This window comes from Providencia alcalifaciens DSM 30120, from assembly GCF_000173415.1.
Lineage (GTDB): Bacteria > Pseudomonadota > Gammaproteobacteria > Enterobacterales > Enterobacteriaceae > Providencia > Providencia alcalifaciens.
This window is the reverse complement of the sequence record NZ_ABXW01000053.1, coordinates 216,254-233,337: the sequence shown is the minus strand read 5'-3', so window position 1 is coordinate 233,337 and position 17,084 is coordinate 216,254. Positions and strand designations below refer to the sequence as shown.

The following is a 17,084-nucleotide window of genomic DNA, read 5'->3' as shown; positions in this document are numbered from 1 at the left end:
ACGTTAAATATCATTAAACGTATTTAAAATAATTATTAACTATCGATTTGCTATTTTAAACAGTGAGTTAAAAAAGATAATAATTAATTAATAGTCAATTTACCTCTGATTTAAATATGACCCAAAATAAACTAAAAAATAAGCGAAAATAATAACCATCCCCATAATAGCGTAACGGCATAACTGGCACGCTGAAATAATTTGCGTGTACCTGCCCATCGACTTTCCATACTGCGACCCGCTGATGATTGAGGGAATAGATGCCCAAGTGCATCATCTAAGGCTTGTGTATCTCCTTGGCGATAAATCAGGATAAAGAAATGATGATCAAGGCATAAGCGGAAAATAAAATACTGGCTAGCAAAAAATAGCATGACCCCCACAGCTAGACTCAAGTGTGATATCGAACCATGGAACAACAATGCGAATTGCCCCAGCAATGCTAGGATGGCAGCTATCGCCAAATAGCGCCAACTCCCCGTGAGCACGACAATGACATCTCCACGGTCTTTATCCAGTAATGAACTCATTGGTTTTCTCTTTGTACATGAAATTGCTGATACCAGTGATGTAATTGTTCAATGGTCGCGGAATTTAAAATGACCTGAGGACGAACGCGTTCAACCTGCGCGATTGCATCTTCAATGTTTTTTGCCATATTTTGGTGTACTAACCATGCCACAACAACTGTTGCACTTCGAGAATATCCCAATTTGCAGTGAACATAGACAGTTCCACTTTGTGCGAGTTTATCCATGGTTCTAATGGCTTTTTCAATATCCTCTGGGCTTAGAGGTAACAAATCAATTTGTGGCTGGCTACAATAATTTTTCCCATAGCTGTAAATATTGCGAGACCACTCGCAAGTCATATCGAGAACGGCTTGCGTTTGCAATGGATATAACGGGCGTCCTCCCAAAACAATTTTTTCATTCACGATACTGGGTTGCTGGCAGCGCTTAGCATAGTAATGATAAGTACCCCAAGCAATAAGGCGATAAGGGAGTAATACTAATATAGCGGATGGAGAAACGTGACCTTCAGCTGTTTTCTGGAATACAGAAGCTCCAGCCCCTAAATAGCCTAATGTGACAAAAGCTAAGGCGAGAGCAGGCCATAAAAACCACCACAGAGCGCCTTGTAATAAAAAGGCGAGAGCGAAGCACAGCACTGCACCTAATCCATAGTTTTTAGCAATTTTTAGGCTTCGAGGACTTCCTGTGTAATGCCATTGCCAACGAGTATTAATAGGTAACAAATAGCTGATGATGACACCAACTGCGAACCCAGTGATCACATCAATAAAATGATGTTGCCATGTCGTGAGGACAGAAATAAGAATCAGAATTGACACGCTATGCAACAGCCAGCGCCATTGAGTTGGTGTATGGGCGCGGAAACGCAACCACAGTAACCACAGTAAAATAATATGTAATGAAGGGGCTTGGTTGTACGGTAAATCAAACAGCTCTAAGCTGTCGAACATCCAGCCAAATGCGCCATGGGTATCAGGGCGAGGAAAACTAAATTTAAGTGGGAAGAGTAAAAAGCCAACACAGGCAATAAGTGATGCTGCGATTAAGCGTAAGCCATGGATGCACTGCTCACGGCGAGAGGTACAGATGAACAGTGAAATCCCGTAAAATAGGTCGATGCTCCAATAGGGAATAATTGTCCAAGGTAAAAAAGGGATCTGTTTTTCCCAGCTATAAACATAAGAGGGTACATTGGGTAATGTAGCGGTATAGTTGTTGACTTGCCCGTACGTTAAAAAGAAAAAGGGTGCTAAGAAGAGCAACCAAAATAGCCCATAAATCCAAATTTGGCGTCGTGATGCCGTGCGCGTATCTTGGGTGTTGAGGGTCATATAATGGGTTCCTATCTTAATTTATTCATTGCTTTGTTCTAGATGAATCGTGCCCATATCACCGTTGACTGGCTGTTTTTCAGCCGTATCGGTATGAGATAAATAAAAATACAGGTTACTGGTGATGATACCAATAACCTGTAAATTAAAGAGAAAAATAATTAACGGCGTCGAGCAAGGGACACGCTAAAAATACCCCAGTTATCGATAGATTGAGTGATTTTTTCGAACCCAGCCTCTTCGACTAAGGCATCCATTTCGCCTTGGCTACGGCAGCGCATGACCCATGCTTTCCCACCTTGGTGACTGGGTAATACTCGGGCGATCATTTCAACCTGAGGATGCCATGGTTGGCAGGTATAGATAAGCAAGCCACCGGAAGGAATGGCGCGAGAAAGCCCATCCAGTGAGGCTCGGATCAGTTCATTACTTGGGAATAGCTCATACAGACCGCTGACAATACCTAATGTTGGCGCTGGAGAAACAGCAGCAAGATCATCAGCATCGAACGCATTACCTTCTTCGAAACGGATTTTATCTTCTAGGTAACGTTCTTTGATGTGTAAGCGACCTTGTTCAACGTTAATTGGGCTATAGTCACGGAGCAGAACGGAGTCCACTTTCCCATAATCATTGATAGCATCGAAGATGTAGCGCCCTTGACCTGCGGCGATATCCATAATGCGGACGGGTTTTCCGCTATTGGATAGCTCTCGAATGGCTTGGCGAATAATATTTTCAATATTTACTTTGCGCTGGCGGATCCCTTGCCAACCAATACTGTTGAGGTATTGCCTATCGATAATTCGTCCAAATAGACCAGAACCCTGTGCCTGATTGCGATAGACATAATCAAGTGTTGAGCCAGAATCAAAGCCCTTATCGTAACCAATACGGACGCCTTCAGAGGCTTTACCTAAAGTACTCATGGATTTGCTCATGATTTTATAGGCAATGTTTTTTGGGCAATATTCAGGTAATGGCACGCTTAATGAACGGTAGGCATCCGCACTGGTGCTCCATGTATCTTCAAACTGGTAATCATGTTGATACAAAGGAAGCGCGAATAATTTATCAATAAACTGACGAATTTTTTCGATAGGGATATGTCGGTCTTTTTCACCTAATGTGTCGTGATAAAAACCTGACAGAATATGCTTCTCTTTAATTGGCGTATTTAATCGCTCATAAAATTGATGTTGTGGCTTATGGTGTACCACATGGTCGCTACCTGAAATAAATAACTGGGTTGGCAATGTGATTGCCGCAGCATCTGCCACGATACGATCCGCCGTGGTATAGAGCTCCAGAAGAATATTGACGGCAATAGGGCGAGTGATCAGCGGGTCATTGTTAAATGATTGAATGCGCTGCTCATCATGGGTTAAAAACTTGGCTTTCACATAAGAGTTTACGTAGAACAGTCCACGCAATTTTTGCATGAGTCCCAAACCGGTGCGAGCAAATGGGACATATAATTTAACTTTAAATGCGGGAGACGCGAGCACCATTCCGCGAATTTTTGGGGCATAGTCATGTACCCATGCAGACACTAATACTGCGCCAACACTTTGACCAATAACAATAATATTTTCGAATGGGATTTGATATTGCTCGGATACGTAATGGACAAACTCATCAACATCACTAATGGACGTGCCCAGTGATGGGCTATAGCCCCGAGGACCTTCATTACGGCCATGTCCTCGAGCATCCCATGCGAACATAGCAAAATCAGAAAGGTTTAATTCATCCACTAAATGAGAGACACGACCAGAGTGCTCATGACCGCGGTGAAACAAAATAATGGCTTTATCGGTGATGTGTTCAGTAGGCCAATAACGGTAAAACAAGTTCGTATGATCACTGGTGGTGAATTGAGATTCGACGACAGGACGTTGTGTCGAATAGTCTGTTTGTGTGTTCATTATCATTCCTTAATTATTTTCCGATACTGCGCTTAACTCAGTCAGTGCACGGCGAATACGGTTATAGCAGGTATAGAACAACAGCAGGGAGAGGACGGCAAAAAGGATATTTATCCAGCTTACAACTACCAGTTGTGGAAAAATACAGACAAATAATCCTAATGCACCAAAGACAAATGCACGATCACTTTTACCGACAGGGCCATCATAACGGCGAGATGCGCCCATTGCTTGAGCGATGACGCCGATAAATTCAGTTAATACAGAGAGAAAGAGGCTCAACAAAATCCACCAAAAAGCCTGCGGGAAAATGAGGACGAAAGGTAGGTACAAGGCGACATCGGAAATGACATCGCCCAGTTCATTCAGCATTGCTCCGAGATGGCTTTTCTGGTTGTGTTCGCGTGCAAGCATACCATCAATGGCATTGAGAGCCATGCGGATAAATAAGACAAATGGGAGCAAGATAAATAAGTAGGGAGTTGGATAAAGCGCTAATAAACAGCCTACAATAATGGACAAGCCTAATGCAGCAAGGGTCACTTGGTTTGCCGTGATCCCCGCATCAAATAGCTGACGAACAATGGGGCGTAGCAGATTCTGAAATTTAGGTTTCAGATCATAAATGGTCATTCACTCATCCTTAAAATATACCGCAGTAGGGGGCAGTTTAGTGCTATATCAATACGCGATTATGTTTTAGCTACAATAAGAGCTGTCCTAAGTTCCTCGTTATCACGATGAGGACAGCAACTATTTTACCATTGATGATTAGAGGATACGTCAGGGAAAAAGTTCGCTCGCCTGAGTAAAGACCCAGAATTGAGGGGGACATGCATCGTTCAACGATTAGATGGAATAAGCAATCTCCTGTTCATTCACTGTTTTTTTATCGATATTAGAACGCATTCGTTTAAATTGGCTGGGAGTCATATTGGTCAGTTCTTTAAACTTACGACAAAATGCACTGTGATCGGCATAAGCACATTTAATTGAAATATCTGTAATAGAATAGTCTTCTTCTAATAATTCGATAGCATGTTCAAGGCGCTTCTTCTGAATATATTGCTGAGGTGTAATATGAAAAACTGTTTTAAATTGACGATTAAGTTGAGATAACGACAACCCTGAAATTTCAGCCAGTGTTGTTATTTTAATTGCGGTATCAAAATGCTGGCTAATATATTGTTCAACTCGACCTAATTGATTATTTAATTTAGGGCTGACTGATTTTTCATCTTGTAAATCCACAGAAATGCCCGCGACACCAATCACCTGATTACGTGTATCAAAAATAGGCACTTTGGTCGTTAAACACCAACCTAATAATCCCGCCTTATAAAGATGTAGCTCCAATTTATTGATAACACTTATTTTTTTCTGCATAACCAAATAATCTTGAGAGCTATAACTCTGCCCCAAATCCGCGTGAAAAATATCTTCTGCAGTTTTTCCTATTACGCCATTGCGCTGATCAACTTTGCATCGTTTAGCAAGGTTGTCATTGGCAAGCAAGTATTTGGCATTACGGTCTTTAACGAAGAAAGTCACATTAGGAAGTGTATTGATTAAAGGCATGACCAACCCAAGATGATTTAACAAATTATTAATATTATCCACGGGGAAAAGCATGTTTTCCTGACTAATCAACAACAGTTTATTTAAATCAATCATATTGCGCTCCAATGCATTCAACTAATTTTAATAGTTATCTGAAATGTTTTTAAATTGTGCAGAAATACGCATAGGTTGATTCGAAAGATATCAAGAGTTGTTTACATAAATCAAGCATTCTATTAACAAATGATATTAATAAGGATGAACTGATGCAGAGTAAATATAAGAAAATTGAGGTTATAGACTCTCATACCGCAGGGGAACCCACACGTTTAGTGATTGATGGTTTTCCTGATTTAGGGAATTCAGACATGGCGTCGCGCCTACAAACGTTACGCACAGAACATGACCATTGGCGATGCGCAACCATTTTAGAACCTCGAGGTAATGACATTCTAGTTGGTGCATTACTGTGTAAACCCGTTAACCCTAAAGCTGCGGCGGGCGTGATTTTCTTTAATAACGAAGGCTACTTAGGCATGTGTGGTCACGGTACCATCGGTTTGGTCGCATCATTGCATTACTTAGGGCGCATTGGTTACGGTGAGCATTTAATTGAAACCCCAGTGGGGGATGTGACCGCTAAATTACATGAAGATGGTAGCGTGAGCATTCAAAACGTTTATGCATATCGCTATCGCAAAGCAGTTCAAGTTAACGTGCCGGAGGTTGGGCTAGTGACTGGGGATATTGCATGGGGCGGAAACTGGTTTTTCCTCGTCGAAAATTCACCACTTGCTATCCAGTATGGGAATGCGAAGGCGCTGACGGAGGTCTGTTTAAAAATCAAACAAGCCCTCGTTGAACAAGGCATTTTTGGTAAAGATGACCAAGAAATTGACCATATTGAATTGTTTGGACATTGCGATGGTGCAGATAGCCAAAGTTTTGTGTTATGTCCCGGAGGGGCATATGACCGCTCGCCATGTGGTACGGGCACCAGCGCGAAATTAGCGTGCCTTGCTGCGGACAACAAGCTTGAGGAAGGTAAAATTTGGCGTCAGGCAAGTGTTATTGGTAGCCAATTTCAAGCCAGTTATCAAGTTGCGGATGCTAACGGCATCATTCCAACGATTCGTGGCAATGCTTACATCAGCGGTGAAAATACCTTACTGATTGATGAAAACGATCCGTTCCGTTTTGGTATCACGGTGGAGTGAGGTCGACGATGGATAACAGATATTCCGTCATTGTAGTCGGTGGGGGCATTGTTGGGCTCAGCATTGCGTTATCCGTACAACATCACGGCACGGACGTTTTATTGCTCGATAAAAACCAAATTGGCTCAGGTGCCTCTTTTGGTAATGCGGGGCATATTGCAACTGAGCAGGTATTTCCTGTTGCCGATCCGTCAGTGTTAAAGTCCATTCCCAGTATGCTACTTGATCCTTTAGGCGCTTTGCGTATTGATTGGCGCTATATCCTACCATTAGCACCTTGGCTATTGAAATTGTTAGGGAATATGCGCCATAAACCATTTCAACATATTCACCGTGTGCTTTCTGTGCTAAATGCTGCGTCATTATCCTCTTGGCAAGCATTTTCAAAGCAATGGCAGCTGGAGGATTTGGTCAAAATTCAAGGTTCATTGCTGGTAGCAGAAAAAAATACCACTCTGGAAAAGCTACATCGCCATGGGGAATATTTGAACAATATGGGGGTGCATAATCAGCTATTGGATCAACCCCAATTGCTCACACAACAACCTGAACTCGCGACTAACCAAATTGGTGGATTGTTCTATCCCGATACTGGACATGTAGTGGATCTCGCACAAATGCACGAACGCTTAACACAGGCTTTTGTGAATTTAGGTGGGAAAGTACTGACAGAATGTGAAGTGACCGCCATTGATTCTTCCTCAGCAAATCAAGCACGAGTGACGACACCTCAAGGGACGTTTATTGCGGATAAAGTCGTGATTGCTGGGGGCGCATTTTCAAAGTCATTAGTGAAAATGGTGAGTCGCATCAATGTCCCTTTGGAAACCGAGCGCGGTTACCACTTGATGTTACCAAATGAAAAAGGGCGTTTGTCCATTCCGATTTCCAGTATGGATCGCCGTTTTATTATGACGCCAATGAACGGTGGGTTGCGCCTCGCAGGCACTGTTGAATACGCAGGTTTGAAGCGTCCACCCAATATGCAACGTGCCCGCCATTTTTTACCGCTGGCGAATCCAATGCTGAAAACACCATTAGATAGCCAAAATACCAGTGAGTGGATGGGTTTCCGTCCCACTATCTCAGACTCCTTACCGGTCATAGACCAAAAAGGTCCGTATGTATTTGCCTTTGGGCATCAACATTTAGGGCTAACACAAGCGGCAATTACCGCAGATATCGTCAATAACATGATCCACGAGCAACCGACACCGCTCGATTGCTCGCCTTTTTCGATTAAGCGCTTTCTTTAATTCAGGAGAATTATAATGAATTTCCATGGCATTCTTGTTCCGTTAGTCACTCCATTTCATGATGATCTTTCATTAAATATCACTGCGTTAGCAGAGTTAACCGAAAAACTGATCGCCAGTGGTGTGACGGGGTTGGTGGTCTGCGGCACCACGGGTGAATATTACGCGTTAAATGAAGACGAACGTAAAACCGTATTAACCACGGTCAGTAAAATTGCCAAAGGGCGTGTGACGCTGATTGCAGGAATTAATGACTTATCTACCGAGGGCGCAATTAAACGCGCAGCACAGGCGAAAGAACTGGGTTATGAAGGGCTGATGTTATCACCACCACCGTACAGTTTACCGGATCAAAACGGGGTTTATGCTCACTATGAGAAAGTTGCAAAATCAACTTCATTACCCATCATTATGTACAACTTCCCAGCCCGTATTGGCATTGAGATTGAGTTAGATACCGTCGTGAAACTGGCGGAAATCGACAATATTGTCGCTATCAAAGAGAGTAGCGGTAGCTTTAGTCGCGCCCTGCATTTACTCCAAACACCGTTTAAAAACTTTGAGGTCATTTGCGGTTGTGATGACCAACCTGTGGATTTCTTCTTCTGGGGTTCGAAAAGTTGGATTGCCGGTGCAGGCAACGTGTTCCCAGTAGAGCAAGTTGCCATTTTTAATGCGGCGCAGCAAGGCGATTGGACAAAAGCTAAGCAGATTATGCAAGAGATTTATCCTGCGATTTACTCTATGGAATCAGGTAACTATAACCAAAAAGCTAAAGCTGGCTGCTTAAAAGGAACCTTTAATGTAGGACCTGTTCGCTTACCTCTGTCCAATATTAGCCTGCAAGAACGCCATGAATTTCTTGCACTGATTAAGCCATAGCGGGGTTGTTTATGTTGATCACTAAAGAGCAAATATTTGAGCGAGCGAAACAGAGCCAACTCTGGGCGGGCAACTTGATTGCGGGCCACCAAAGTGGGAGTGCCAAGCTTAAAAATTATACCCCCATCGATAATAGTTCGATTGGTTATATCGCGGATGGCAGTGCGCAAGATGTTCACGCGGCGGTTTGCATTGCTCGTGAAACCTTTGATGAGGGCTGCTGGAGCGGTTTGTCCCCTCAAGAACGTAAACAGGTCATGTTACGTTGGGCACAATTAATTGAAAAACATAGCGAAGAACTAGCAGCATTGGATTGCGTCGATGCAGGTAAGCCTATCACTGAATGTTTAAATACGGATTTACCCGCAACAGTCGAAACGTTTTATTGGTATGCAGAAGCTATCGACAAACTGTTTGGCAAAATTGCGCCAACTGGGCGTCAAGAAATGGGGTTAATTGTTCATGAGCCTATCGGTGTCGTGGGCGCTGTTTTGCCATGGAACTTTCCTGCACAAATGTTTGCCTGGAAAGTCGCGCCGGCGTTAGCGGTTGGTAATTCTGTGATTGTGAAACCTGCCGAATTAACCTCATTGAGTGCTTACCGTATGGTTGAACTTGCTTATGAGGCGGGTGTGCCGAAAGGTGCATTAAGTTTGGTTTGCGGGTTGGGCGAAAAAGTGGGGGAAGCGTTAGGGCGTCACCCTGATGTTGATATCGTCTCATTCACAGGGTCGACAGAAGTAGGGCGTTTATTTTTGAAATACTCCGCAGAAAGCAATCTAAAAGAAATTGTTTTGGAATGCGGTGGAAAAAGCCCACAAGTGGTCTTTGAGGACGCAGATTTAGATGCAGCTGTTCCGCATATCATGGCGGCCGCTTTCTGGAATATGAGTGAAAACTGTAGCTGTGGCTCGCGGTTAATTGTGCACGAAAATATCAAAAAGCCCCTGCTCGAAAAATTAGTTGCCGCAGTATCAACATGGCAAGTTGGGGATCCGCGTGATGCGTCTGTGTCAATCGGTCCCATGATTGAACAGGCACATTTTGAAAAAGTAGGATCGTTTTTAGAAACCACCCTTAAAGAGGGAGGGAAACTTATCACAGGAGGAAAAATACACAGTGACCTCGGTTCAGGGTGGTACATAGAACCGACAATTTTTGATGCTGTTACGCCAGAAATGTCTCTCTTTCGACATGAAGTTTTTGGTCCCATTTTTAGCCGTTACATCATTTAAGACGGATGATGAAGCGGTGAATTTAGCCAATGACACTCACTACGGGTTGGCGGCTTCGTTTTATAGCCAGAATATCCATCGAGTGATGAATATTGCACGTCGTATCAATGCGGGGACCGTGTCGGTCAACGGATTTAGCGAAGGTAATATCACCACGCCATTTGGTGGTTTCCGTCAGTCAGGTTTTGGGGGGAAAGACAACGGCTTAGAAGCCTTTGAACAATACACCCAAACAAAAGTTATCTGGTTTATCAATCAGTAAAATGACATTGACCTGAACCTTGCGAGGTTCAGGTTTCGACCCTTGCAAATACACAAATACAATTACAATCGTCGAGGAGTACATATGGAAGCCATCGTGAATACCATCGTTGGTTACATCTGGGGTAATGCTCTCGTATTCTTATCTCTGGGTGTCGGTCTCTACTTCACATTAGCAACACGCGGTGTTCAGTTCCGTTACATCGTAAAAATGGTCTGTTTATTAAAGGAAAACAAAGCGTCAAAAGATGGGATTTCCTCTTTCCAAGCCTTCTGTTTAGCCTTATCTGGGCGTGTCGGGGTTGGTAACATTGCTGGGGTGGCAACCGCGATTGCCGCGGGAGGACCTGGAGCGATTTTCTGGATGGTCGTGATGGGTTTATTAGGCGGTGCCAGTGCCTTTATTGAATCCACCCTTGCGCAAATTTATAAGCAGCGCTCAGATGATCAGTATCGTGGCGGTTCACCGTACTATATTGAAAAAGGATTGAAATTAAAGCCTTTTGCGATTTTTGTCGCGGCTGTTATTTGTTTATCTTACGGTGTATTAGTCCCTGGGATCCAAGCCAACACAATTGCGGACTCCTTCCAAACCGCCTTCAATATTCCGCCAATGGCAACAGGTGCATTAGTCACTGTGTTGATGGCATGGCTGATTTTCGGTGGCGTTAAACGTATTGCGAGTGCAGCAGATAAAATCGTCCCGATTATGGCATTAGCTTACATTGTCATGATGGTCATTATTCTGGGTAGCCATTGGGATAGCGTACCGGGCATGTTTAGCTTGATTTTCCGCAGTGCGATGGGAATGGATGCAGTATTCGGTGGTATTGTGGGAACCGCAGTATCATGGGGTGTACGCCGTGCGGTGTTCTCAAACGTGGCAGGGGCGGGTGAAGCAACATTCAGCTCCGCAGCCGCAGAAGTTAGCCATCCGGTAAAGCAAGGGTTGATCCAAGCATTTTCTATCTATATTGATACGGTCGTGGTATGTACGGCATCAGGGCTGATGATTTTAGTCACCAATATGTACAACGTATTCCCTGACGGTGCGGCGATTGCGCTTGTGGAACATGTTCCTGGGGTAGCAGCAGGAACGGCATGGACTCAGATGGCAGTATCCACGGTATTTACCTCGGCAGGGGCTGGATTTGTCTCTATTGCAGTCTTCTTGTTCGCTTTCACAACCTTAATGGCGTACTACTATATTGCAGAAACCACCATTGTTTATCTTGATCGTAAGCTTAAATATCCCGTACTTAAGCTGATTTTGAAATTCGTTTTCTTAGTGATTGTCTTTATGGGAAGCGTGCAATCGGTCAGTATCATGTGGGGACTTGGTGATATCGGTTTCGGCAGTATGAGTTACTTGAACTTGATTGCGATTGTCTTCTTATCGAAACCGGCATTAAGAGCATTACGTGACTTTGAAAGACAAACCAAATTAGGCGTCGATCCTGTGTTTGATCCAAAAGCTGCGGGAGTTGAAAATGCAGAATTATGGGAAGAAATCAGTCGTGAGTATCATGCCCAAGGCGTTGGAATTGATAAGATTGATGGAACTGGGAAGATAAACAAGAAATTAGTCGAGGAAGAATAATCTAGATTAGAAATGGCGGTGAGGGAGGGATTCGAACCCTCGATACGTTGCCGTATACACACTTTCCAGGCGTGCTCCTTCAGCCTCTCGGACACCTCACCGTTTTTCTAAATTGTGGTTGTAGAAATTGTTATAAATAACTTGTCCTGCAACGGGGCGCTACTATAGGGAAAAGAGCGCCTTCCGTCAACTCCCAATTAAATAAAAACCGAATTTTTTCTATCGTTTAGCTAAATAAAAACCAATTTGATTACTCTCTAATCTTAAAAGATTATTCTTGGTTAGAAATTGATAATAAATTGTTTATTTAAACTTCAAGCGATTAATCTAGATTCCGTTAACTCCTTAACAAAATCCTCATCTTATGGAAGTAAAATGCGGGTCTTGACTTGAAAATAAACCTCAATACGCACACTCTGGTAGAAACCTATAAGGAGTTGCCATGAATATTCTATTTTACCATCCATTTTTTGATGCCAATCAGTGGATTGATGGCATGCGTGCTCGATTGCCTCAAGCCAATATTCGTCAATGGAAGCCGGGAGATACCCAACAGGCAGATTATGCCATGGTATGGCTTCCACCTTATGAATGTCTGGCGGGTCGTCAAGACCTAAAAGGTATTTTTGCGTTAGGGGCGGGTGTGGATGCGATTTTGAAACAAGAACACGATAATCCAGGCACATTACCCGCAGGGGTTCCGCTGATGCGCTTAGAAGATACTGGCATGGCAATTCAAATGGAGGAATATGCAGCGGCAAAAGTGTTGTATTACTTCCGTCGTATGGACGAATACCGCCAATTACAATCCCAGCGTCTGTGGAAACAATTACCTGCGTATACCCATGACCAATTTGTGGTAGGTGTCATGGGGGCGGGGGCATTAGGTCAAGCTGTCGCAAAACGCTTAGAGAGCTTTGGTCTTAAAGTCAGAACGTGGAGCCGCTCTGAAAAGCAGATTCCGAATGTGAAGAGTTACTATGGTCAAGAGCAGTTAGCGGATTTCTTATCGGGAACCCGAGTGATTGTCAATTTACTGCCGAGTACACCGGAAACGGTGGGTATTTTGAATCATCAATTATTTAGCCAACTTGAGCCAAACGCCTATATTATCAACCTTGCCCGTGGCGCCCACTTAATTGAGCAAGATTTGTTGGTTGCGCTAGAAAAAGGTCAAGTTGCGGGCGCATCTCTCGATGTTTTTGCCACTGAGCCTCTGCCCCATATGCATCCATTTTGGACGCATCCGCGCATTGCAATTACACCACATGTTGCCGCATTTACATTACCTAATGAAGCCATGGATATGATTGCGAGTAATATTCAACGCATAGAAGCTGGTGAACGTCCTTTAGGTGTTGTCAATTTAGCCCAAGGCTACTGATTTCCCGTTCTAGTTTTTGCTGTCATGTTGCTAGCTGCGTCAGCACACCCTAGACACATACTTGTGTATGCATCCTAGGGATGTGCTTTCTTGCCGCCTAGTGACAACAAAAACTTGTTAGGGATATGTTCGCTATATTTATGCGATTACGCGATTTCCCGCACCTAAGGTTGAGGGAACTGTAGCGTGAATTATTTTGAGGATACTTCAGTTATCTGATTTTTTATTTGAGAAATCATCATTAGCGACTATCAGCGCCATATATAGAATTGAGCAAAGCGTGGGTTTTCTGTTTTTTCAGGTATACTGCACTGCATGATGATCACGAAAAAGTGATTGCAGGAAATTTGCTAACAGGAAGAAACTCATGAATGAATTTTCAATCGTCTGCCGTATTTTAGGCACTTTATTTCAACGTTCTCCAGACGATGCTCTCGTGAAGCCGCTTATCGATATGATTGCTCAAGATAAGCTAAAAGCTTCATGGCCATTAGAGCAAGATGAGTTGTGGGGAAGAATGGCTAAAGCCATGGATCACAAAGCGATTACTGCGGATTATCAAGCCATGTTTGGTCATGAGCCAACCGTGCCACCTTTTGCCCATCGCTATGATGAAGAGATCACGGAAGCAGAAATCCGTGAATTTCTTGTCACGCGTGGCATGACGTTAACCGATGCGCCTGCTGATGCATTTGGTGCGTTATTACTCGCGGCATCATGGTTAGAAGACCAAGCTGCGGAAGATGAAACTGCGGCGCAAGAAGAGCTATTTGATAGCTATATTCTGAGCTGGTATGGCGCTTTTCTGGGTAAAGTTGAGGCTCATGCGACAACTCCGTTTTATCGTACACTCGCGCAAATTACTCGCGATGCGGTGATTGCTCTGCGTGATGAGCTCGATTCTGAATCAGAAAGTGACAGTGAATAAGTGACGGTGTCACGAATTGCGTGGAAAGAAAGTGGATATCGTTTCTTTCTTTCCACATAAGACCTAAAGGATAGACACAATGACTCCGACAAAACTTCACGGTTTAATGTTTCTCTTTATGTCACCGTTGGCGCTGGCGCAAGTGGATAATGAATTGCTTAACTATGATAAACGCATGGTTAATTACAGTACTGAATTTCAATTTGACCCACTTTACGGGAAAGTCAAAGAATTGACTCAAACCATGAACGATGACAAAGGGCTCAGAAAAAAGGTGTCAGTGTCATTTAACCCCCATGGCTGTCTCAACGAGTTAACCTATTATAATAAAGACAGCGAAACGGAATTTACGATCGTCAGAAAATCTAAACAGCTTTACTTTTTGATTGATAAGCAAAAACTCAAAGGTTACCGCATCGATAAAATGTGTAATTTACAAACCGGAGAATTGTTGAATTGGAAATACCATTACCGTAATGGTTTGGTGAATAAGATCACTCAAGGAGATAAGGACATTGCTACGTTTGTCTATGGTAGAGAGCTTTTACCAATCGAAACTCACTATTTCAATGAAAATGAAGTTACTAATACAAAAAATGAGTATTTCTTCACGGATGGTTTAGTGACAAAAATTCTTTTTCATGCCACGAAAAATCAGCAGCCCTATTACGAAATTGTCCAAAAGTGCACTCATTATGATGATCATAAAAACCCAACTTCGTGCACCAGTGTGATGACATACAGTGATGGGCGAGTGGATAAATTCACGTATGACTATAAAACGACTTACTACGAGTAAGAATACAGGGTTAAATAATTAGTGATGTTGTGGAAATTTGTCCATAAAAAAGCAACCTAGACCTAAGGTTGCTTTTTTCATTTTACGATTATCTATTTATCAATCGAAAATATTTATGGTCAATCAATCCACCATCGGGATCACCAATTTACCCGGTTTAACTTCTAGTCCTTTAGCTAATTTTTTAGCTGTCGCTTCTGCTGCACTATTATCAGGGTTCAGGACATACACAGGTTGAGTCGAGAAGAAGGTTTCAAGGGAGCTATTTAAATAAGGGATCACGGCGGAAATGGCAGTGTCCATATTTTCTGGGGTAATTTTATATTGAGTAATTTTTAGCTCTTTCAAATAGATAGAACCAGTCTGTGCATCAAAAACAGGGCGGGCAGTTAATGTTAATGCAATATCAGCCGCTGCTGCGCCAATCAATGAGTTCATTTTTACAGTCGCTTCGCCGTTTAACGCAATCACTCCCGGTTCACTGCGCCCAATCTCTGATTGCAAATTATGCAAAGTAATATCAGCATCGGCAAAACCTGTGATACCAATATTATTTTCGTATTTCACCTTACTCGCAAGATAACTGTTAATTTGTGATTCACTGATAGTAAATTCGGTTAATTTGTCACAACCCGTGAGAATAAACAGCAATCCGAAGATAGATGCCAAGAAAATATTTTTCATAATCACTCCTTTATACAGTAATCCCCCAAGTGTAACGTATTACTGCCTGCTCAACATGACTGTTTCAATTTTTTTACGGTTAAACTGGCGATGAAGTGTCCAAAGTGTAATAAATCCAATGGTACCGAGCAAGAACCAAGGAAGTTGCGGTATATTCCATTGATGCCCAATATCATACATCCAACCACCACCGGTATAGCCAACTGCACCACCGAGTGCTAAACCTAATCGACTAAAGCCCATATAACTACCACGAGCACGTGGATCGGCAAGGGAGGCGCTCAGGGTTTCACGAGCAGGATCGGCGGTCACAGTACCTAGGTAGAAAATGCCAATCAATACAAACAGAATATTGATGGAGGATGTCATTCCAATAGGGAACATACTTAGGCTCATTAAAAACAATCCCGCCATCAAGCGCTGTTCCAAACGGAAATGTTTTTCGCTCCAACGTGCAATCGGATAAAGCAGTGTCAGAGAAATGGCAGCTTCAATGGCATACATCCATTTTACCGCCGTAGGGGTACCCGCTAATTCGTTGACGGCGATAGGGAACATCAACATGACTTGCACAGATAACATAAAGTAGCCGGAAAGGGTGACCACATAAGTCACAAATCGTTTATCTTTTAAGACTCTGTGCATACCATCACGAATAGGGGCTTTAATCGTAGAAATGCGATAAGCAGGCAGTAACCAAGCATTAAAAAGTGCAGCAATCACAAACACAGCAGCCCCTGCCCAGCAAACATAGTGGAAATCATACTGTAATAACCAACTTCCGATTAAAGCACCAATCACCGCACCCGCACTGTCTTGCATGAATAACAACGAATAAAAACGTCCTCGCTCATAAGGGCGAGTCAACTTAATCACTAAAGCGGTTCGTGGTGGATCAAATAAGGTGCCACCAAGGGCAGACAGCACACAAGATAGCCATAACACCCAAGGATCATAAGCCAACGCCATCAAGACAAAACCCGCAGCGCGTAACAGCATCCCGATAATAATTAACGGTTTAGCACCGAATCGGTCGGCAATCGCGCCCCCAAAAATGCCAAAACCTTGCTGCACAAATTGACGTAACCCAAGGGCAAAACCAACCACCACGGCAGCCCAGCCAAGCTGTTCAACAAATCGAATTGAAATTAAAGGAAAAACCACGAAAAAGCCAAGAACAACCAACATATTGTCCAGTAAAAGGAAATATTTACCAAGGCTTCTTGCCCGCGACACCTGTGCCATGAAACACCATAAAAATTAGTAACGGAAGGAATGATTCTTATTAATAGTATCAGGAGTTTGGGGGGAATGATGGGATGTGTACCATGATATTTTTTTATCGATAAATCCGTCATATTTCTCATTATAGGAGTGTTGGCAGCGCTCGCTCGCCCTCGTCACATACTTATGTATGCTTCAAGGGACTCACTGACTTGCCGCCTACCTCTAATGCGAAATCTTTAGGGTTTATGGTGCGGAC

The 17,084-nt window shown here is 43.2% G+C and carries 14 protein-coding genes, 1 tRNA gene and 1 pseudogene; 8 read left to right on the top strand and 8 right to left on the bottom strand.

Annotation, left to right across the window (positions count from 1 at the left end; all coding sequences use genetic code 11):
• Nucleotides 1–131: 131 nt before the first annotated feature.
• From PROVALCAL_RS14095 to PROVALCAL_RS14075, 5 genes are all read right to left on the bottom strand, one after another.
• Nucleotides 132–530, bottom strand: a complete 399-nt coding sequence (locus tag PROVALCAL_RS14095) for a hypothetical protein (RefSeq protein WP_006659982.1) — start codon at nucleotides 528–530, stop codon at nucleotides 132–134.
• On the bottom strand, nucleotides 527–1,867 hold the full coding sequence (locus PROVALCAL_RS14090) for a phosphatase PAP2/dual specificity phosphatase family protein (protein ID WP_006659981.1): 1,341 nt from the start codon (nucleotides 1,865–1,867) through the stop codon (nucleotides 527–529). Before PROVALCAL_RS14090 ends, PROVALCAL_RS14095 begins: the two co-directional genes overlap by 4 nt.
• Nucleotides 1,868–2,028: 161 nt before the next feature.
• Nucleotides 2,029–3,795 (bottom strand): bifunctional alpha/beta hydrolase/class I SAM-dependent methyltransferase, encoded by a 1,767-nt coding sequence (locus PROVALCAL_RS14085; protein ID WP_039862095.1) that lies wholly within the window; start codon nucleotides 3,793–3,795, stop codon nucleotides 2,029–2,031.
• A gap of 9 nt (nucleotides 3,796–3,804) precedes the next feature.
• The gene (locus PROVALCAL_RS14080; protein ID WP_006659979.1) at nucleotides 3,805–4,428 is read right to left on the bottom strand and encodes a CDP-alcohol phosphatidyltransferase family protein; all 624 of its coding nucleotides are present in this window, start codon (nucleotides 4,426–4,428) and stop codon (nucleotides 3,805–3,807) included.
• 216 nt (nucleotides 4,429–4,644) lie between these two features.
• Complete coding sequence (locus PROVALCAL_RS14075) at nucleotides 4,645–5,469, bottom strand: AraC family transcriptional regulator (RefSeq protein ID WP_006659978.1); 825 nt, start codon at nucleotides 5,467–5,469, stop codon at nucleotides 4,645–4,647.
• A gap of 152 nt (nucleotides 5,470–5,621) precedes the next feature.
• On the opposite strand from PROVALCAL_RS14075, the gene PROVALCAL_RS14070 reads away from it, so the two are divergent.
• The 5 genes and pseudogenes from PROVALCAL_RS14070 (at nucleotide 5,622) to PROVALCAL_RS14050 (ending at nucleotide 11,806) form a co-directional block, all read left to right on the top strand.
• Nucleotides 5,622–6,572, top strand: a complete 951-nt coding sequence (locus PROVALCAL_RS14070; protein ID WP_006659977.1) for a 4-hydroxyproline epimerase — start codon at nucleotides 5,622–5,624, stop codon at nucleotides 6,570–6,572.
• Nucleotides 6,573–6,580: 8 nt separating this feature from the next.
• Nucleotides 6,581–7,828, top strand: coding sequence for an NAD(P)/FAD-dependent oxidoreductase (locus tag PROVALCAL_RS14065; RefSeq protein WP_006659976.1), 1,248 nt, complete (start codon nucleotides 6,581–6,583; stop codon nucleotides 7,826–7,828).
• Nucleotides 7,829–7,843: 15 nt separating this feature from the next.
• Nucleotides 7,844–8,710: a 4-hydroxy-tetrahydrodipicolinate synthase gene (gene dapA / locus PROVALCAL_RS14060; RefSeq protein ID WP_006659975.1), complete on the top strand. Its 867-nt coding sequence runs from the start codon at nucleotides 7,844–7,846 to the stop codon at nucleotides 8,708–8,710.
• An 11-nt stretch (nucleotides 8,711–8,721) separates the two neighbouring features.
• Nucleotides 8,722–10,207 (top strand): annotated as a pseudogene (locus tag PROVALCAL_RS14055) (aldehyde dehydrogenase).
• A gap of 84 nt (nucleotides 10,208–10,291) precedes the next feature.
• Nucleotides 10,292–11,806, top strand: coding sequence for an alanine/glycine:cation symporter family protein (locus PROVALCAL_RS14050; RefSeq protein WP_006659972.1), 1,515 nt, complete (start codon nucleotides 10,292–10,294; stop codon nucleotides 11,804–11,806).
• A gap of 13 nt (nucleotides 11,807–11,819) precedes the next feature.
• Here PROVALCAL_RS14050 and PROVALCAL_RS14045 read toward each other — a convergent pair.
• Nucleotides 11,820–11,907: transfer RNA gene (locus PROVALCAL_RS14045), tRNA-Ser, on the bottom strand.
• Nucleotides 11,908–12,248: 341 nt separating this feature from the next.
• Between PROVALCAL_RS14045 and ghrA the strand changes: the two genes are divergently transcribed.
• From ghrA to PROVALCAL_RS14030, 3 genes are all read left to right on the top strand, one after another.
• On the top strand, nucleotides 12,249–13,190 hold the full coding sequence (gene ghrA / locus PROVALCAL_RS14040) for a glyoxylate/hydroxypyruvate reductase GhrA (RefSeq protein ID WP_006659971.1): 942 nt from the start codon (nucleotides 12,249–12,251) through the stop codon (nucleotides 13,188–13,190).
• Nucleotides 13,191–13,557: 367 nt separating this feature from the next.
• Nucleotides 13,558–14,118, top strand: coding sequence for a TorD/DmsD family molecular chaperone (locus PROVALCAL_RS14035; protein ID WP_006659969.1), 561 nt, complete (start codon nucleotides 13,558–13,560; stop codon nucleotides 14,116–14,118).
• Nucleotides 14,119–14,197: 79 nt separating this feature from the next.
• Nucleotides 14,198–14,917 (top strand): YnfC family lipoprotein, encoded by a 720-nt coding sequence (locus PROVALCAL_RS14030; RefSeq protein ID WP_006659968.1) that lies wholly within the window; start codon nucleotides 14,198–14,200, stop codon nucleotides 14,915–14,917.
• A gap of 123 nt (nucleotides 14,918–15,040) precedes the next feature.
• Here the strand turns inward: PROVALCAL_RS14030 and PROVALCAL_RS14025 are convergent, their stop codons facing one another.
• The gene (locus PROVALCAL_RS14025; protein ID WP_006659967.1) at nucleotides 15,041–15,601 is read right to left on the bottom strand and encodes a lipoprotein; all 561 of its coding nucleotides are present in this window, start codon (nucleotides 15,599–15,601) and stop codon (nucleotides 15,041–15,043) included.
• A 39-nt stretch (nucleotides 15,602–15,640) separates the two neighbouring features.
• Nucleotides 15,641–16,846 carry a multidrug efflux MFS transporter MdtH gene (gene mdtH / locus PROVALCAL_RS14020; RefSeq protein WP_006659966.1) on the bottom strand — a complete coding sequence of 402 codons (1,206 nt, stop codon included), beginning with the start codon at nucleotides 16,844–16,846 and terminating at the stop codon, nucleotides 15,641–15,643.
• Nucleotides 16,847–17,084: the final 238 nt, after the last annotated feature.

Excerpts from the sequence above, each read along its gene's own strand:
- PROVALCAL_RS14095 (WP_006659982.1), bottom strand. The coding sequence starts at position 530 with ATGAGTTCATTACTGGATAAAGACCGTGGAGATGTCATTGTCGTGCTC.
- PROVALCAL_RS14090 (WP_006659981.1), bottom strand. The coding sequence starts at position 1,867 with ATGACCCTCAACACCCAAGATACGCGCACGGCATCACGACGCCAAATT.
- PROVALCAL_RS14085 (WP_039862095.1), bottom strand. The coding sequence starts at position 3,795 with ATGAACACACAAACAGACTATTCGACACAACGTCCTGTCGTCGAATCT.
- PROVALCAL_RS14080 (WP_006659979.1), bottom strand. The coding sequence starts at position 4,428 with ATGACCATTTATGATCTGAAACCTAAATTTCAGAATCTGCTACGCCCC.
- PROVALCAL_RS14075 (WP_006659978.1), bottom strand. The coding sequence starts at position 5,469 with ATGATTGATTTAAATAAACTGTTGTTGATTAGTCAGGAAAACATGCTT.
- PROVALCAL_RS14070 (WP_006659977.1), top strand. The coding sequence starts at position 5,622 with ATGCAGAGTAAATATAAGAAAATTGAGGTTATAGACTCTCATACCGCA.
- PROVALCAL_RS14065 (WP_006659976.1), top strand. The coding sequence starts at position 6,581 with ATGGATAACAGATATTCCGTCATTGTAGTCGGTGGGGGCATTGTTGGG.
- dapA (WP_006659975.1), top strand. The coding sequence starts at position 7,844 with ATGAATTTCCATGGCATTCTTGTTCCGTTAGTCACTCCATTTCATGAT.
- PROVALCAL_RS14050 (WP_006659972.1), top strand. The coding sequence starts at position 10,292 with ATGGAAGCCATCGTGAATACCATCGTTGGTTACATCTGGGGTAATGCT.
- ghrA (WP_006659971.1), top strand. The coding sequence starts at position 12,249 with ATGAATATTCTATTTTACCATCCATTTTTTGATGCCAATCAGTGGATT.
- PROVALCAL_RS14035 (WP_006659969.1), top strand. The coding sequence starts at position 13,558 with ATGAATGAATTTTCAATCGTCTGCCGTATTTTAGGCACTTTATTTCAA.
- PROVALCAL_RS14030 (WP_006659968.1), top strand. The coding sequence starts at position 14,198 with ATGACTCCGACAAAACTTCACGGTTTAATGTTTCTCTTTATGTCACCG.
- PROVALCAL_RS14025 (WP_006659967.1), bottom strand. The coding sequence starts at position 15,601 with ATGAAAAATATTTTCTTGGCATCTATCTTCGGATTGCTGTTTATTCTC.
- mdtH (WP_006659966.1), bottom strand. The coding sequence starts at position 16,846 with ATGGCACAGGTGTCGCGGGCAAGAAGCCTTGGTAAATATTTCCTTTTA.